17 protein-coding genes are annotated in these 16,626 nt (G+C 31.8%); 13 read left to right on the top strand and 4 right to left on the bottom strand.

The genetic code is table 11. The annotated features are described in order from the left end of the window. The first annotated feature begins 1 nt into the window (after position 1). The 13 genes from B2989_RS02080 (at position 2) to B2989_RS02020 (ending at position 11,890) form a co-directional block, all read left to right on the top strand. Entirely contained in the window at positions 2-916 is a 915-nt protein-coding gene (locus B2989_RS02080) for a bifunctional riboflavin kinase/FAD synthetase (RefSeq protein WP_292943445.1), read from the top strand. Then, entirely contained in the window at positions 906-2,225 is a 1,320-nt protein-coding gene (locus B2989_RS02075) for an HTTM domain-containing protein (protein WP_292943442.1), read from the top strand. The genes B2989_RS02080 and B2989_RS02075 overlap by 11 nt, the downstream gene beginning before the upstream one ends. Before the next feature lie 121 nt (positions 2,226-2,346). Continuing rightward, positions 2,347-3,624 (top strand): serine--tRNA ligase, encoded by a 1,278-nt coding sequence (gene serS, locus B2989_RS02070; protein WP_292943439.1) that lies wholly within the window; start codon positions 2,347-2,349, stop codon positions 3,622-3,624. A gap of 433 nt (positions 3,625-4,057) precedes the next feature. Next, positions 4,058-5,842 (top strand): tetratricopeptide repeat protein, encoded by a 1,785-nt coding sequence (locus B2989_RS02065; RefSeq protein WP_292943436.1) that lies wholly within the window; start codon positions 4,058-4,060, stop codon positions 5,840-5,842. A gap of 4 nt (positions 5,843-5,846) precedes the next feature. Further along, positions 5,847-6,359, top strand: a complete 513-nt coding sequence (locus B2989_RS02060) for a GNAT family N-acetyltransferase (RefSeq protein WP_292943433.1) — start codon at positions 5,847-5,849, stop codon at positions 6,357-6,359. 3 nt (positions 6,360-6,362) lie between these two features. Beyond that, positions 6,363-6,686 carry a DUF4286 family protein gene (locus B2989_RS02055; protein ID WP_145005798.1) on the top strand — a complete coding sequence of 108 codons (324 nt, stop codon included), beginning with the start codon at positions 6,363-6,365 and terminating at the stop codon, positions 6,684-6,686. A 30-nt stretch (positions 6,687-6,716) separates the two neighbouring features. Then, positions 6,717-7,514, top strand: a complete 798-nt coding sequence (rsmA, locus tag B2989_RS02050) for a 16S rRNA (adenine(1518)-N(6)/adenine(1519)-N(6))-dimethyltransferase RsmA (RefSeq protein ID WP_028284171.1) — start codon at positions 6,717-6,719, stop codon at positions 7,512-7,514. 4 nt (positions 7,515-7,518) lie between these two features. Next, positions 7,519-8,892, top strand: a complete 1,374-nt coding sequence (mgtE, locus tag B2989_RS02045; protein ID WP_292943426.1) for a magnesium transporter — start codon at positions 7,519-7,521, stop codon at positions 8,890-8,892. A gap of 151 nt (positions 8,893-9,043) precedes the next feature. Continuing rightward, on the top strand, positions 9,044-9,982 hold the full coding sequence (locus B2989_RS02040; protein ID WP_292943423.1) for a 2-hydroxyacid dehydrogenase: 939 nt from the start codon (positions 9,044-9,046) through the stop codon (positions 9,980-9,982). A gap of 25 nt (positions 9,983-10,007) precedes the next feature. After that, on the top strand, positions 10,008-10,469 hold the full coding sequence (locus B2989_RS02035) for a DUF1801 domain-containing protein (RefSeq protein ID WP_292943421.1): 462 nt from the start codon (positions 10,008-10,010) through the stop codon (positions 10,467-10,469). Then, a complete protein-coding gene (locus B2989_RS02030) occupies positions 10,466-10,855 on the top strand; it encodes a VOC family protein (protein ID WP_292943418.1) in 390 nt (129 codons plus the stop codon). Before B2989_RS02035 ends, B2989_RS02030 begins: the two co-directional genes overlap by 4 nt. A gap of 51 nt (positions 10,856-10,906) precedes the next feature. Next, positions 10,907-11,449: a hypothetical protein gene (locus B2989_RS02025; RefSeq protein ID WP_292943415.1), complete on the top strand. Its 543-nt coding sequence runs from the start codon at positions 10,907-10,909 to the stop codon at positions 11,447-11,449. 114 nt (positions 11,450-11,563) lie between these two features. Then, entirely contained in the window at positions 11,564-11,890 is a 327-nt protein-coding gene (locus B2989_RS02020) for an ArsR/SmtB family transcription factor (protein WP_145005786.1), read from the top strand. A gap of 3 nt (positions 11,891-11,893) precedes the next feature. Here the strand turns inward: B2989_RS02020 and B2989_RS02015 are convergent, their stop codons facing one another. From B2989_RS02015 to B2989_RS02000, 4 genes are read right to left on the bottom strand one after another with little or no spacing between them, the layout of a single operon-like run. Beyond that, positions 11,894-12,928 (bottom strand): carboxypeptidase-like regulatory domain-containing protein, encoded by a 1,035-nt coding sequence (locus tag B2989_RS02015; protein WP_292943408.1) that lies wholly within the window; start codon positions 12,926-12,928, stop codon positions 11,894-11,896. Further along, positions 12,921-14,738, bottom strand: a complete 1,818-nt coding sequence (locus B2989_RS02010; protein ID WP_292943405.1) for a lysophospholipid acyltransferase family protein — start codon at positions 14,736-14,738, stop codon at positions 12,921-12,923. The genes B2989_RS02015 and B2989_RS02010 overlap by 8 nt, the downstream gene beginning before the upstream one ends. Before the next feature lie 43 nt (positions 14,739-14,781). Beyond that, a complete protein-coding gene (locus B2989_RS02005) occupies positions 14,782-16,032 on the bottom strand; it encodes an aspartate kinase (protein WP_292943402.1) in 1,251 nt (416 codons plus the stop codon). After that, complete coding sequence (locus B2989_RS02000; protein WP_292943399.1) at positions 16,033-16,512, bottom strand: GNAT family N-acetyltransferase; 480 nt, start codon at positions 16,510-16,512, stop codon at positions 16,033-16,035. It abuts the gene before it with no gap. Between the last annotated feature and the right edge of the window lie 114 nt (positions 16,513-16,626).

Genomic DNA, 16,626 nt, shown 5'->3' with positions numbered 1-16,626 from the left:
GTTGAAAACAAATCAAACACAAAACACTGTATTAACTATTGGTACATTTGATGGCGTTCATATTGGACATCAAAAAATAATCAAACAGTTAGTTGAGGTTGCAAATAATAAAGGACTTCAACCTTCTTTATTAACATTTTTCCCGCATCCAAGGATGGTACTTCAAAAAGACGCTAACATTAAGCTAATTAATACAATAAGTGAAAAAGAGTTATTATTAAAACGTTTTGGAATTACCAATTTGGTTGTAAAAAAATTCACCAAAGACTTTTCTAGATTAACCGCTGAGTCATTTGTAGAGGACATTTTAGTCGATCAATTAAAAGCAAAACACGTCATTATAGGTTATGATCATCATTTTGGTCGTAACAGAAATGCTAACATCAATGACCTAAGACTATTTGGAGAGCAATTTAATTTTGATGTAGAAGAGATTTCTATGCAAGATATAGATGATGTTGCCATAAGTTCTACAAAAATTAGAGCTGCATTAAACGAAGGAGACATCAAAACAGCTAACACGTACTTAGGCTATAATTTTATGCTGACAGGAACAATTATTAAAGGCAAAGGCATTGGTAAAACAATAAGCTATCCTACTGCAAATCTTAAAATTGAAGAAACCTATAAACTTATTCCTAAACAAGGCGTTTACGTCGTTCAAGCCATAATAGATAATGTACTTGAATTTGGAATGATGAATATTGGCACAAATCCAACAGTAAGTGGTACTACCCAAAGTATCGAGATTCATTTTTTCAACTTAAATAAATCTTTATATAACAAAACCTTATCAATTGAGCTACTACATAGGCTAAGAGAAGAGCAAAAGTTTGAAAGCCTTGACTTACTAAAAAAACAATTAGAGATTGACAACCATAATGCATCAGAATTTTTAAAGACGTATGATAAATAAATTTCTATTTAAACATATTGACAATAGTGCCTTAATAGTTTTCAGAATTATTTTTGGTCTGTTGTGTTTTCTAGAATCCGTAGGAGCCATTTTTACAGGATGGATTAAAAATACGTTAATAGAACCAAAATTTACGTTCAACTTTATTGGTTTTGATTTTTTACAGCCACTACCTGGTAATTGGATGTATGTATATTACTTTATAATGGGTTGTTTTGGATTGCTAATAATGGTTGGTTACAAATACAGATTAAGCATGATTGCATTTACTGTTATGTGGACAACTACATATTTAATGCAAAAATCATCGTACAACAACCACTACTATCTATTATGCTTACTAAGCGGAATTATGGTGTTTTTGCCTGCTAATAAATACGCATCAATTGACGCCAAACTCAATCCTGAAATAAAAAAAATAAGTATGCCTAGCTGGTGTAAATGGATTTTTGTAGTACAATTATTAATATTGTATACTTACGCATCCATTGCCAAAATGTATCCTGATTGGTTAGACCTAAGCGTACCTAGACAGCTGTTAGAAAACAAAATTAACTATCCAATTATTGGACAACTATTACAAAATCAATACTTACCTATTTTTGTAGCTTATGGAGGTATTTTATATGATGGATTAATAATTCCTTTATTGCTTTTTAAACCAACCAGAAAACTAGCCTTTTACAGCTCTATAATATTCCATTTATTTAACTCTATTGTATTTCAAGTAGGCATTTTCCCTTATTTAGCATTGGCATTTAGCTTATTCTTTTTTGCTCCAGAATTAGTTAAAAAAATATTTCTTAAAAACAAGCCCTTATACAAGGATAACCAAGTGATTATCCCTAATTACAAACCAATCTTAATAGGAGCTACAACCCTATATTTTATAATTCAAATCATTCTACCTTTACGTCATCATTTTATAAACGATAATGTTTTATGGACAGAAGAAGGTCATAGATTATCTTGGCGAATGATGCTTAGATCAAAATCTGGATACGCAACCTATAAAGTAGTCGATAAAAATACCAATCAAGAAACCTTAATAAATTTAAACGATTATTTAACCAAAAAACAACAACGCTTGGTCACTACAAGACCTGACGTAATATGGCAATTTGCACAGCATTTAAAAAAGGACTACAAGTCAAAAGGTCAAGATATTGCTGTGTACGTAAGTGCAAAAGTAAGCGTTAATGGAAGACCTCATAAAACGCTAATTAATACTAAAACAGATTTAGCTAGTGTCAAGTGGCAACCCTTTAAGCACAGTGATTGGGTATTGCCTTCGCAATTAGATAAATAATTTATTTTAAAGCAACCAAAATCTTACTACTTTTACAACATATAATTTGAAGTTACAAATTGTCACCTAGCACAACAATTATAGTGTGCCAAAGCATGAAGTAACACCCAAAACAAAACATATGTTACAAGTACCATTTATTAGAGAAAACAAAGATTTAGTTATCAATAGATTAGCAGTTAGAAACATAGATGCTTCTACATTGATTGAAGAGGTAATAAATTTAGATGAAGAGCGTCGTGCTTTACAAACTAAATTAGATGCAGTTTTAGCAGAATCCAATGCTATCTCTAAAGAAATTGGTATTTTATATAAATCCGGTCAAGCCGAAAAAGCAAATGCTTTAAAAGCTAAAACAGCAGATTTTAAAGACGAATCTAAAGAGTTAAACGACAAGCTTACTACTACAGCCGAAGCTTTAAATCAACTATTATACAAAATTCCAAACATTCCACACGCTACTGTACCAAAAGGTAATAGCGAAGAGGATAACGAAGAAGTTTACGCCGAAGGTGAAATCCCTAAATTACATGATGGTGCTTTACCACATTGGGAACTAGCAAAAAAATATGACATCATAGATTTTGAATTAGGTACAAAAATAGCTGGAGCAGGTTTTCCAGTATACAAAGGTAAAGGCGCAAAATTACAACGTGCATTAATCGCCTATTTTTTAGATAAAAATACAGCAGCTGGCTATGAGGAAGTACAAGTACCACATCTTGTAAACGAAGCTTCAGCTTTAGCAACAGGACAGTTACCAGATAAAGATGGACAAATGTATCATGCTACCAATGTTAGCCCAAGCCTATACTTAATTCCTACAGGAGAAGTTCCAGCGACAAATATTTACAGAAACGATTTATTAGACGAAAAAGATTTACCAAAGTGCCTAACAACTTACACACCATGTTTTAGAGTTGAAGCAGGAAGTTATGGTGCACACGTGCGTGGATTAAACCGTTTACATCAATTTGATAAGGTTGAAATTTTACGTGTAGAGCATCCTGATAATTCTTACAAAGCATTAGACGGTATGGTTGACCACGTTAAAGCAATATTAAACGAACTTAATTTACCATTCAGAATCCTAAGATTATGTGGTGGTGACACAGGGTTTACTTCTGCATTAACTTATGACTTCGAAGTCTTTTCTACAGCACAAGACCGTTGGTTAGAAATATCTAGCGTTTCTAATTTTGAAACGTTTCAAGCCAACCGCTTAAAACTTCGTTTTAAAAATAGCGAAGGTAAAAATGAGTTAGCACATACATTAAACGGAAGCTCTTTAGCACTACCTAGAGTTTTAGCAGGAATATTAGAAAACTACCAAACAGCAGACGGAATTAAGATTCCAGACGTATTAGTCCCTTATACAGGTTTTGAATATATTAATTAGTTTTGTAGGTTTTTTCTTATTTTTTAAATTAATTTAATCGATTAAACGTTAAAAAACACGTTGTTTTGTCGGTTTTAGTACGATTTGTTTTGTGGTTAACAAAAAATAAGTTTTCTTTGATACACCCTATACAACCTACTAATTATGAAAAACGTTGCAAGATTGCTGCTTTTCATGCTTCTTTTAGCTGTTATGGTGAAAGTTTTAAACAAAACTAACGACCAAAGCAAGGACAAAGAGACAATAGCACTAGTAAAACAATAAAAAGTAAAATTACATAGATAAACCCCAATCAAGTAATTGAATCTTATATTGAATATATATATGATTAATAGCACATTTATTAGATTGGCTAAATGCCTGAACTTAGTTCGGGCATTTTTTTTGCTTATTATTTACATTTACTAGCTTTCGTATTTTTATATTTACAACAATGATAATTAAACGCTACATTTTAATAATACTCTTGATAATTTCTGTGACATTAAATGCACAGGAAGACTTAGTAGCACGCGAATATTTTACAAATGGTGAGTTTGAAAAAGCCTTAACCAGCTATAAAAAATTATACAACAAAAACACAAATAACACCAACTACTTATTACAATTAGTAAAAGTAGAGCAACAATTAGAGCTATATAAAGATGCAGAAGCAAGACTACTAGAAGTACTTGATACCAATAAATATCCAGAATTATTAGTAGAACTAGGTTACAACTACAACCTACAAAACGACAGTATAAATGCTAATAAATATTATGATCAAGCAATTAAATCCTTAGACGAAAACACAAATAATGCCTATCGCGTTGGTAGGACTTTTGAAAATCTATCACTTTTAAACCAAGCCATAGCTACATATAAAAAGGCTATGCAACTTAATCCTAGGTTAGAGTTTAATATGCAATTAGCACGTATTTATGGTGCACAAGGTGAAGTAGAAAAAATGTTTGAAAGCTATATAGATTTAGTAGAAACTAGCTACAGTTATTTAAACACCATTAAAAGAAGTATTAGCGAGTTTATTTCGGATGATGCCTCCAATCAAAATAATATATTTTTAAAAAAAATACTTTTAAAAAAAATTCAACAATCACAAGATTTAATCTGGAATGAGATGCTTAGTTGGTTATTCATTCAGCAAAAAGATTACAATAAAGCTTTTGCACAAGAAAAAGCAATTTACAAAAGACAAATGCAAAGCTTAGATCGTCTGGTTGAATTGGGTCTAATTGCAGAAAACCAAAAACAATACGACGATGCCATAGCTGTATTTAATTTTATAATTCAAAATACTCAGGACATTGACACCAAACTTGTTGGCAACTTAAAAGTGCTATTAATTAAAACTAAAATAGCCACTGCTAACGACTATCCCAACATCCAGAAAGACTATGAAACGCTTTTTGAAACCTATGGTAAAACACCACAAACCTTAAATTTACAAATTAACTACGCGCACTTTTTAGCCTTTAATTTTAACCAGCAAGATCAAGCCATTTCAATATTAAAAAACGCATTAAAATTTAAAATTTCAGAATATGATTTAGCTCCAGTTAAATTAGAATTAGGTGACATATTAATATTAAAAGAAAAATTTAACGAAGCCTTAATATACTACACCCAAATAGAACGCAACCTAAAAAACAGTACCATAGCACAAGAAGCAAGATTTAAGATTGCAAAAGCTAGTTATTATAAAGGCGATTTTAAATGGGCAGAATCACAGCTAAAAATATTAAAATCCTCAACCTCTCAATTAACCGCTAATGATGCATTAGATTTAAAATTACTAATTAGCGATAACAGAGCAGAAGACTCACTACAAGTAGCTTTAACTAAATATGCTAAAGCAGATTTATTAGCGTTTCAAAATAAAAATGACCAAGCCATTAGTATCCTAAATAGCGTTTTAACGGATCATAAAACAGAAGTTATTGTACCTCAAGCCTTACTAAAACAAGCAGCATTATTCGAAATTAAAAATGAATTTGAAAACGCAAAGTCAAATTACCAACGTATTATAACAGACTTTAAAGACAGTATTTTATTAGATAACGCACTATACAATTTAGCAGAACTATTAATAAATCACTTAAATCAACCAGAAGAAGCTAAAAAATTATACGAACAATTATTATTCAATCATTCGGATAGCATATACGCAGTCGATGCTCGTAAAAAATTTAGAACGCTTCGTGGTGACACCTTAAACTAACATTATGGTAGTAGCAGAAACAGAACGACTTATAATTACTAAGTTTACATTGGATGATGCTCAATTTTTTATAGATTTAGTTAACACTCCAAAATTTAAATTATTTATTGGTGACCGTAAAGTAAACACTATTGACCAAGCCAAAGCACGCATTAAAAAGGGTCATTTAAATGACTACAAAACGCATGGTTATGGGTTTTACAAATTGCATTTAAAAGCAGAAAACAACAAACCAATTGGCACAAACGGTTTAACAAAACGAGCAAATTTAGAATTACCTGACATTGGCTTTGCAATGTTACCAGAATATGAAGGTAAAGGCTATGGATTAGAATCGTCTTTAGCGATATTAGAATTAGCAAAAAACAGCTTTGATCTAAAAAAAATTGGAGCAATAACTAAAGATAATAACGTTGCATCCATTAAATTAATAGAAAAATTAGGTTTTAACTTCATAAAAATGGTAAAACCCTTTGAGGACGACTCAGAACTTATGTTATTTGCAAAAAACTTATAGACCATGTACATATATAACGTCACAGTAAATATAGATGATAGTGCTCATGACGAGTGGTTAATCTGGATAAAACAACACATACCAACTGTGTTAGCAACTGGTAAGTTTGAAAAAGCAACACTTACAAAGGTTTTAGTAGATGAAGAAATGGGAGGACAAACCTACTCCATTCAATATAAATCGTATTCCAGAGAAGCTTTGGATGCCTATTATAAAGAAGACGCTGACAACCTTAGAAATGAAGGTCTTAAAAAATTTGCCGACAAAATGTTAGCTTTTAGAACAGAGCTTCAAATTGTGGACGAGTATTCGGTATCGTTTAAATAATTCAGCTTAAGCTGAAAAACAACCTATTTTATGGCACATCAAAAACATAACAACCATCAAGTTAAAGCTAAAAAATTTCTTGGTCAACACTTTTTAGAAGATGAAGGTATTGCTAAAGACATTGCAGACGCATTAACTTTAAATGGTTACAAAAACGTCTTAGAGATTGGACCAGGAATGGGTGTTTTAACCAAATACTTACTACAAAAACCTATTACAACATACGTTATAGAAATAGATACAGAAAGTGTAGAATATCTACAAAACAACTATCTAAACTTAGCGCCAAGAATCATTGAAAAAGATTTTTTAAAATACGACTTAAGCCAAACTTTTAAGGACCAACCTTTTGCAATAATTGGTAACTTCCCTTATAATATTTCAACTCAAATTGTATTTAAAACATTAGAGCTTCGTGATCAAATTCCAGAATTTTCTGGCATGTTTCAAAAAGAAGTAGCACAACGTATTTGCTCCAAAGAAGGTAGTAAAGTTTACGGTATATTATCTGTGCTTACACAAGCGTTTTATGATGCCGAGTACTTATTTACAGTACCTCCAACCGTATTTAATCCACCTCCAAGAGTAGATTCTGGAGTATTACGTTTAACACGTAAAGCAGATTATAGTTTACCGTGTGACGAAAAATTATTTTTCAGAGTAGTAAAACAAGCTTTTCAGCAACGACGCAAAACCATTCGTAACAGTTTAAAAACAATGGAATTGTCAGATAATTTAAAAGCAAACCCTATCTTTGACAAACGTCCAGAGCAACTAAGCGTTGCACAATTTTTAGAGTTAACTAGCCTAATCGAAAACGACAAATAATTATTTGGTGGAAGACAATCAAAACATACAATTTCAGCTTACAGACGCACTTATTGAGCAAGTAGAGTTACTTATCGAACAAAAAAACGATAAAGCACTTAAAACGCTTTTAGAAGAGTTTCACTATGCAGATATTGCCGAAATCTTAGATGAAGTAAATCTAGAAGAGGCTATGTATGTTATCAAGCTTCTAGATTCTGAAACCACATCTGATGTCCTAATGGAGTTAGATGAGGACAATCGTGAAAAAGTTTTAAAAAATCTGTCGGCTAAAGAAATTGCTGAAGAAATTGAAGAACTTGATACAGATGATGCTGCAGATATCATTGCAGAGCTTCCAGAAGAGCGTCAAGCAGAAGTAATATCGCAAATAGAAGACCAAGAGCACAAAGCCGAAATACAAGAATTATTAGCCTACGACGAGGATACTGCTGGTGGTTTAATGGCTAAAGAGCTTGTCAAGGTTTATGAAACTTGGACAGTAGCAGGCTGTTTACGTCGCATACGTGGACAAGCGCAACACGTTAGTCGCGTACACTCTATTTACGTTGTAGACAAACAAGAAAAACTGTTAGGTCGACTATCACTAAAAGACTTATTAACAGCAAAAAGTGATCAAAAAATAGCAGAATTAGCCAACAGCAATGTGGACTATGTGTACGTTGAAGAAGATGTAGAGGAAGTCGCAAAAATCATGCAAAAGTATGACCTAGAAGCGATTCCTGTTGTGGACCAAAACAAAACACTTTTAGGACGTATTACCATTGATGATATCGTTGATGTTATTCGTGAAGAAGCAGACAAAGATTATCAAATGGCAGCTGGTATATCACAAGATGTAGAAGCAGATGATAGCATCCTTAAATTAACCAAAGCACGATTACCATGGTTACTAATTGGTATGTTTGGCGGACTTGGTGCAGCTAGCATCATCGAAGGATTTAATGGCTCCATGGGTGAGTTTATAATCCTACTAAGTTTTGTCCCATTAATACAAGCAACAGCAGGTAATGTTGGTGTACAATCCTCTGCAATTGTAGTTCAAGGATTAGCCAACAACAGTATAGATGGCAACATCATAAAACGACTATTTAAAGAGTCTATCTTAGGATTAGTTAACGGTTTAGCACTAGCATTAGTAGCCATAGCAGTAACACATTTTGCATTTAAAACACCATACATAATATCAATAACTATAGCAATAGCATTAGTTGCAGTTATAATTATGGCAGCATTAATAGGAACCTTTATTCCAATATTTTTAGATAAAAGAGGTATTGATCCAGCTGTTGCAACAGGACCATTTATTACAACCAGTAATGATGTATTTGGTATATTACTATATTTTCTTATTGCAAAATCAATCTTAGGATTTTAAATAATTTGGGCGTTACCTAAAGGTCGTGTCATCCGTTATATCTTTTTTTTGCCATATATGGCAGCAAAAAAAAGGATGCCACTACTACCACTAACGCATAAAAACATTACTTTTATTAAAATTGTTTAACACAATAGACAGTCTCTAATAAATGAAAATATTACACCTAGACGCCAACCATCCATTGCTAATCAATCAGCTTAACGATTTAGGCTTTACAAATCACGAAGATTATACCTCTTCCAAAATAGACATCCAACAAAAAATAAACCAATATGACGGTTTTATAATACGAAGCCGATTTAGTATTGACAAAACTTTTTTAGATGCAGCAACCAATCTTAAATTTATAGGACGTGTTGGTGCAGGTCTAGAAAACATAGATTGTGACTACGCACAAAGTAAAGGCATCGCTTTAATTGCAGCTCCAGAAGGTAATCGTAATGCTGTAGGAGAACATAGTTTAGCCATGCTATTAAGTCTATTTAATAAACTCAATAAAGGTGATAAAGAAGTTAGAGAAGGCAAATGGTTGCGTGAAGATAATCGTGGATTAGAACTAGATGGTAAAACCGTTGGCTTAATTGGTTACGGTAATATGGGGAAAGCCTTTGCAAAAAAACTACGAGGCTTTGACGTTAAGGTATTATGTTATGACCTTAAACCAAATGTAGCAGATGCTAACGCTACACAAGTACCTTTATCTGAATTACAAGACCAAGCAGACGTATTAAGTTTACATACACCAGAAACACCATCTACCATTAATATGATTGATGCAAAATTTATAAACGGTTTTAAAAAACCGTTTTGGTTAATAAATACAGCAAGAGGCAAAAGTGTAGTAACTTCAGATTTAGTTAATGCCCTAAAAACGGGAAAAATATTAGGTGCAGGTTTAGATGTTTTAGAATATGAAAAATCATCCTTCGAAAACCTTTTTACCGATAATAAAATGCCAGAAGCCTTCAAATATTTAATAAAAGCAGATAATGTTATTTTATCTCCACACGTAGCTGGATGGACCATAGAAAGTAAAGAAAAACTAGCACAAACAATAGTGGATAAAATTAAATCACAATTTAGCTAATTCTTTAAAAATAAAATTAAACCTAATGACCTCAACCGCAAAAACACCAGAAGACTACATCAATCAACTACCAGAAGACAGAAAAGCACCTATAACTAAACTGCATAATTTAATAACACAACACATGCCAAAAGGTTTAGAAGCAGGGATGGGTTATAGTATGTTGGCTTATTATGTGCCAAAATCTATATATCCAGCTGGTTACCATTGCAAACCGTTTCCGCCTTTACCTTTTATTAATGTAGCATCTCAAAAAAACTTTATAGCAATATATCATTCAGGTTTATATGCAAAAAAGGAATTATACGATTGGTTTGTTGCAGAGTACCCAAAACACTGTAAATACAAATTAGACATGGGTAAAAGCTGTATCAGATTTAAAAAAATGGATGATATCCCTTACGATTTAATTGAGGAGTTATTAGGTAAAATGAGTGTTGAAGAATGGATAACAATTTATGAATCTGCATTAAAATTAAAAAAATGAAAAAACGCGTTACAGGAATAGGTGGTCTATTTTTTAAAACTAAAGACCCAAAAGCAACAAAGGATTGGTACCAAAAACATTTAGGATTTGATACGGATGATTATGGCTCAACCTTCTGGTGGAAAGACAAAGATGGTAATGACTGCTCGACACAATGGAGTCCTTTTAAAGAAGATAGCCAACATTTTGAGCCATCTAAAAAAGACTTTATGTTTAATTATCGTGTAGAGAACTTAACAGAATTACTATCCGCTTTAAAAGAAGAAGGCGTAACTGTACTAGGTGAAATTGAAGAATACAGCTACGGAAAATTTGGTTGGATTTTAGATAATGATGGTAATAAAATTGAGCTTTGGGAACCTATTGATAAAATATTTTTAAAATAATCATAAATTATTGTAATATATTAGCTTTCAGAAAAATAACATCGATAAATCATGAACGAAGAGCACAAAAATATTGAAAGTGAAGCAGAGAAAACTTTAAACAGTATAGAAGACACTGCAAATAATGTAACTGAAGACGTCAAAGAAACATCCGAAGAAACCCTAGAAGCTGTTAAAGAAAAGACATCAGAAGTTGTTGATAAAGCAGAGTCTAAGTTTGAAGATCTAAAAGAGGATGCTAAAGAAACGTTTGAAAAAGCAAAAGCTAAAGCTACCGAGTTTATAAACGAAGATGCTAAAGAGTTTATGGACGATGCTAAAGACAAAGCATCTAAAATAGCCAAAGAGGCAGGAGAAAAATTTGACGAGCTATCTGATGACGCTAAAGAAACGTATCAAAAGGCTAAAGCAAAAGCAACCGAATTTATAAATGAAGATGCTAAAGAAATGCTAGATGACGCCAAAGAGAAGGCCTCTAAACTTGCAGACGAAGCTGGCGATAAATTAGAGGATTTAGCTGAAGATGCTAAAGAAGTTATTGAAGAAACTACTAAAAAAACGAAGTCTTTTTTCCAACGTTTATTTGGTAAATAACAAAAAGATTAGAAATTTAAAACCAAAGTCTTGCTTGATTTTGGTTTTTTAATTAAATTTATCATTGTGATATTGCAATATCACTTTAATAATAATATTAATCATATAATGACTATGGGCTTTTCAAAAAAACAGCTATTTAATACATCGCAAAATCAAGTGGCAAGTATTACTAAAGTATTGGGTCATCCTGCTAGAATAGCCATGATACAGTACATAAGCGAAAACAAAGATTGCAATTGCAATGCGCTTGTGGAAAGCACTGGATTGTCACAACCAACTATCTCGCAACATCTTGGCGAGATTAGAAAAATTGGTTTACTTAAACAAAAAGTAAAAGGAAAAAACCTATTTTACACGATTGATTTAGATCAATTAAACGAAAGTAGACGTGTTGTCAATGACTTTTTTGTAAAAACTCAGGTTAATTGCAATAAGTAATAGTTATTGTAAATTATAATCCGATGGTAGCATATTTACCAATCTATCTTGTCCAAACAGACCTCCAAACAAAACATTGTTAATAGGAAAGTGTATACCAAAGCTGTCTATATAAAAAGTCAGATCTTTTGAGTTTGGCAATAAAAAGGCTTGCTCTAAGTTTTCAAAACTAACCACTACTTTATTAGTACCTAAAAAGGAGACTTTTGTAGTATTATGTTCTGTTTTTTCAGTTTTAAAAACCGCATCTTGAATAGTTTCAAATAATGGATCGGAAGATGCTTCATCCTCCTTTTTAAATAACTTAAATCCATTTTCCCTAAGATTACTTGCTGCTAAACTTCTCATAAAATATAGTAATGAGGTCTTGTAAACAAAGCTTCGGTTTTTGAGATAACGTTTCTTTACTTTTGTATTTAATTCGGTAAAATTACTAGTACCACTGTAAAATACTTCTTTAACATAATCAAATCCTGCTGCTGATGTATGGAACATGATTTCAAAATCAACTAAGTTATACTCGACTTTATAACCTAAATACTTATTTATTACAACTATGGGTTGATCTGCCATAGCATACATAGTTTGATCTACTTTGCTATATCTAAATCTAATGTTATCAAGGTTTTTGATCTTACAATCTTCACTATGGATTGACTGTCCTAAAAACTCGCGTTTAAAATATCCTATTTTTTTTTCTCTTGACCAGTCATCATCAGTTAAGACAATCTCGTCCAAATCTGTAGCTTGAGGTTTAAGCTTTATTATAGGATTATTTTGAAGTATTTTTTTATCAATTATTAACGTCTCGTAACCAATATAACTAATTACTAATGGCGCGTTTATAGTTTTTTGTGTTGTGATAGAAAAATTACCATCAAGATCTGTGATTACACCAATGGTTGTACCATCAAAATAAACGGTAACACTAGATAACAATTGACTTGTATCTGCGTCTTGTACAGTACCAGAATAGGTCTGCGCAAATGTTAATGTGCTAACAAAAAAAGCAATTAAAATTACTATTCTGTTACTCATTTTGCTCAGTAACTTTACGCTCTAATTCTGCTTGAAACTCTTCCATAACAGGTCTTACTGTACTTTCTGGTAAATCCTCAATTTTAATATACATTAAACCATCTACTGCATTATTAAATAGTGGATCAACATTAAAAGCCACTAAACGTGCATTTTGTTTGATGTACTTTTTAAGTAGTACAGGAAGCCTTAATGCTCCTGGTTCAATCTCGTCTATAATTTTATCAAACTTGTTTAAGTCAGCTTCTGTTGCATCAAATACAAAGTCCTTATCAGCATCTTTAAGTTTTACTTTAAATTCTTTTTTAGGATGTACATATTGGGCTACATAAGGATCGTAGTAATGAGACTTCATAAACTCAATCATTAACGATTTAGAAAATTCTGAAAATTGATTACTGATACTAACACCACCTATTAAAAACTTATGCTCAGGATGACGTAACGTAGTGTGTACAATACCTTTCCATAATAAAAATAAAGGCATCGGTTTTTGCTGATACTCTTTTATTATAAATGCACGACCCATTTCAATGGACTCACTCATCATTTTATACAATTCTGGTTCAAAACCAAACAAGTCTTGCAGATAAAACCCATTAATCCCATAATTGGCAAAAATCTGAGATCCTAATCCCATCCTGTATGCTCCTGCTAAAACATTAGCTTCACTATCCCATAAAAATAAATGGTGGTAATAATTATCAAATTGGTCTAAATCTATAGGCTCATTTGTCCCTTCTCCTACTTCTCTAAAAGTAATCTCTCTCAAACGACCAATTTCACGCAGCAAGTTTGGCATGTTTTCGGCAGTAGCCAAAAACACTTCGTAATTTTTACTAGTTAACAATTTGCAATCCTGCTGTCTTAAAGCATCAACCTCAGCAATCATAGCCTGTTGACTAACAGGTGTCACAATTTGTTTAGGTGCTTTTATAGATTTTGGAGATTTTAAGCTAGAGGAAATGGTATCTATTATTTTTTCTTTTGGTTCAAATGCATTGGATAGCATATAGGTTTTTCTTCTTATAAATTCAGAAAAATCTGAAAGCGACTCATGCTCGGCTTGATCATTCACAGAGATTGGCTTTCCTATTCTAACCTTTATCACTCGTCTTTTTTGAGTCAACAACTCTGATGGTAATTTTGCGGTTCTAAAAATATCGCTAATTTTAGATAGCTTATAAAACAACTTACTATTATTAGCATGAAAGTATATTGGTACTACAGGTACTTTAGCTTTTTGTACTAACTTCATAGCTGTTTCTTCCCATGGTCTATCTACTACCAATTTACCGTCTCTGTAAGTAGACACTTCTCCTGCAGGAAATATACCTAATGGATGACCATCGCGTAAGTGTGAAATTGCACTTTTAAATCCTGCTATGCTAGATTTTGCATCTTTTCTGTCCTCAAAAGGATTAACAGGCATTATATATGGCTTCATCGGTTCTATACGATGTAATAAAAAGTTAGCAATTATTTTAAAATCTTCGCGTTGTTCTAGCATTAATTTTAAAAGTAATATACCATCAATTCCGCCTAAAGGATGATTAGAAACTGTAATGTATGCTCCATCTTTAGGTAAACGCTTTAAATCTTCTTCAGGTATTTCAAATTTAATTTGAAATTCATCTAAAATTCCGTTTAAAAATTCTAAATGTGATAAATGTTTATTACGATTATAGATTTTATTTAAAGTAGATATCTTTAAAACTTTCATTAATAACCAACCAACAAAAGTCCCTAAAAACCCGTATTTATCAAGTTTTATAGCTTTTGAAACTTCTTTTGCAGTGACTAATCCCATTTAATTTTATTCATATTAGAGTTTACAAATGTAATCAATAGATTTATTTAGTTACTATTTGTAGTGTTTCTTGAAACATTTGTTTTAATAAAACTGTTTTTCCGACTTCTAAATCGGCAATTGCTTTTTGATTGTAATGCCTAATCGTGTACAAAGATACGTTATCATTACATGTCACGTTAAATTTAGCTTTTAAATGTAACAATAAAGGTTCTAAATTATTGAAATTATTGTCAAAACAAACAGAAAAACTAATCGCAGAGTTTTGGATAACATCAACTTTCATTTTATATTTTGATAGCAAATTAAATATTTCGCTAATATTATCTTCTACAATATAGGAAAAGTCTAAAGTAGATAATGATAATAAGACTTGGTTTTGCTTTACTATAAAACAGGGTACTTTTGGTTCAATTCCTTTAATTTTACTTACTATTGTTCCATCTTCATTTGGTTGTAAAAACGATTTAACGTATAATGGTATTTCTTTACGTTGAAGTGGCTGTAATGTTTTAGGATGTATTACTGAGGCACCATAAAAAGCCAGCTCAATAGCTTCTGTATATGATATGGCGTTTAATAATTGTGCATTTTTGAAGTGTCTAGGGTCTGCATTTAAAACACCAGGTACATCTTTCCAAATGGTAACACTATCTGCACTTAGACAATAAGCCAAAATGGCTGCTGTATAATCACTACCTTCGCGACCTAAAGTTGTTGTAAAATTATTTTTGTCGCTTCCTAAAAACCCTTGAGTTATATTAAGTTTACTAGTATCAACATGTTTAGTAATTAACTGCTGTGTCAGGTCCCAATTAACATTTGCGCGTCTATAGTAGTCATCTGTTTTAATTAATTGTCTAACATCTATCCAATTATTAGTAAATCCTTTTAAGTTTAAAAATTGGCTAATTATAGTGGTAGATACTAACTCTCCAAATCCTATCACTTGATCGTAAACAAAATTATAATCCGGAGATTTATTTGTTTTCAAAAAAGTAGTGAGCTCTTCAAAAAGCGCATTTGTAATATCAAAAACGGGATGATTTTTATTTTCAAAAAGCTCTAATACAATATCGTTATGATAAGTCACAACTGCTTGTATAGCTTGCTGTAATTCTGGTTTGTTATCAAAATAATTACCTATAACCTGCTCTAAAGCATTAGTGGTTTTACCCATTGCAGACACAATAATTAACGTATTGTCATGTCCTACTTGCTCTAAAACTGAAATTAGATTTTTAACACCTTTAGCATCTTTAACAGACGCACCTCCAAATTTAAATACTCTCATTTATAATTTTTGGATGTAATTTTCAATACTTGATTGATCCATTTGTACTAAAAACCAATCTTTTAGTAAAGTGGCTCCTTTACTTTCATAAAATTTTATTGCAGGTTCATTCCAATCTAAAACTTCCCAACATATACGTTTAACACCTAAACTATAACCATACTTTATAACTTCGTCAAGAAGTAAAGTACCAAGACCTTCTCCTCTGCAATTCTCTTTAACAATTAAATCTTCTAAATGTACTGTCTTACCTTTCCAGGTAGAAAAACGGATATATATTAAAGCCATAGCTACAACTTCATCATTTTTTTCGGCCACAAAAGTTGTAAATAAGGGATGTTTTCCAAAACCTTGTTCCAATAAATCTGCTTCTGTAACAATTACTGCTTCTGGTTGTTTTTCAAAAACAGCTAGTGTTTTTATCAAGTCAAGCATAGCCGGAACATCTTTTTTTTCGGCAAAACGAATTGTAAACTCCATAAAATTTTAATTTAATCAAATATAGTTTAAGAATGTTTATAATACCAAATTATGGACAACTACAACGTTATAATTGTTAAAATATACGATATTTGTGCAAACAACTACATCTAA

The sequence above is a fragment of the Olleya sp. UBA1516 genome (assembly GCF_002323495.1).
Taxonomy (GTDB): domain Bacteria; phylum Bacteroidota; class Bacteroidia; order Flavobacteriales; family Flavobacteriaceae; genus Olleya.
This window is presented reverse-complemented; position numbering and strand designations above follow the sequence as displayed.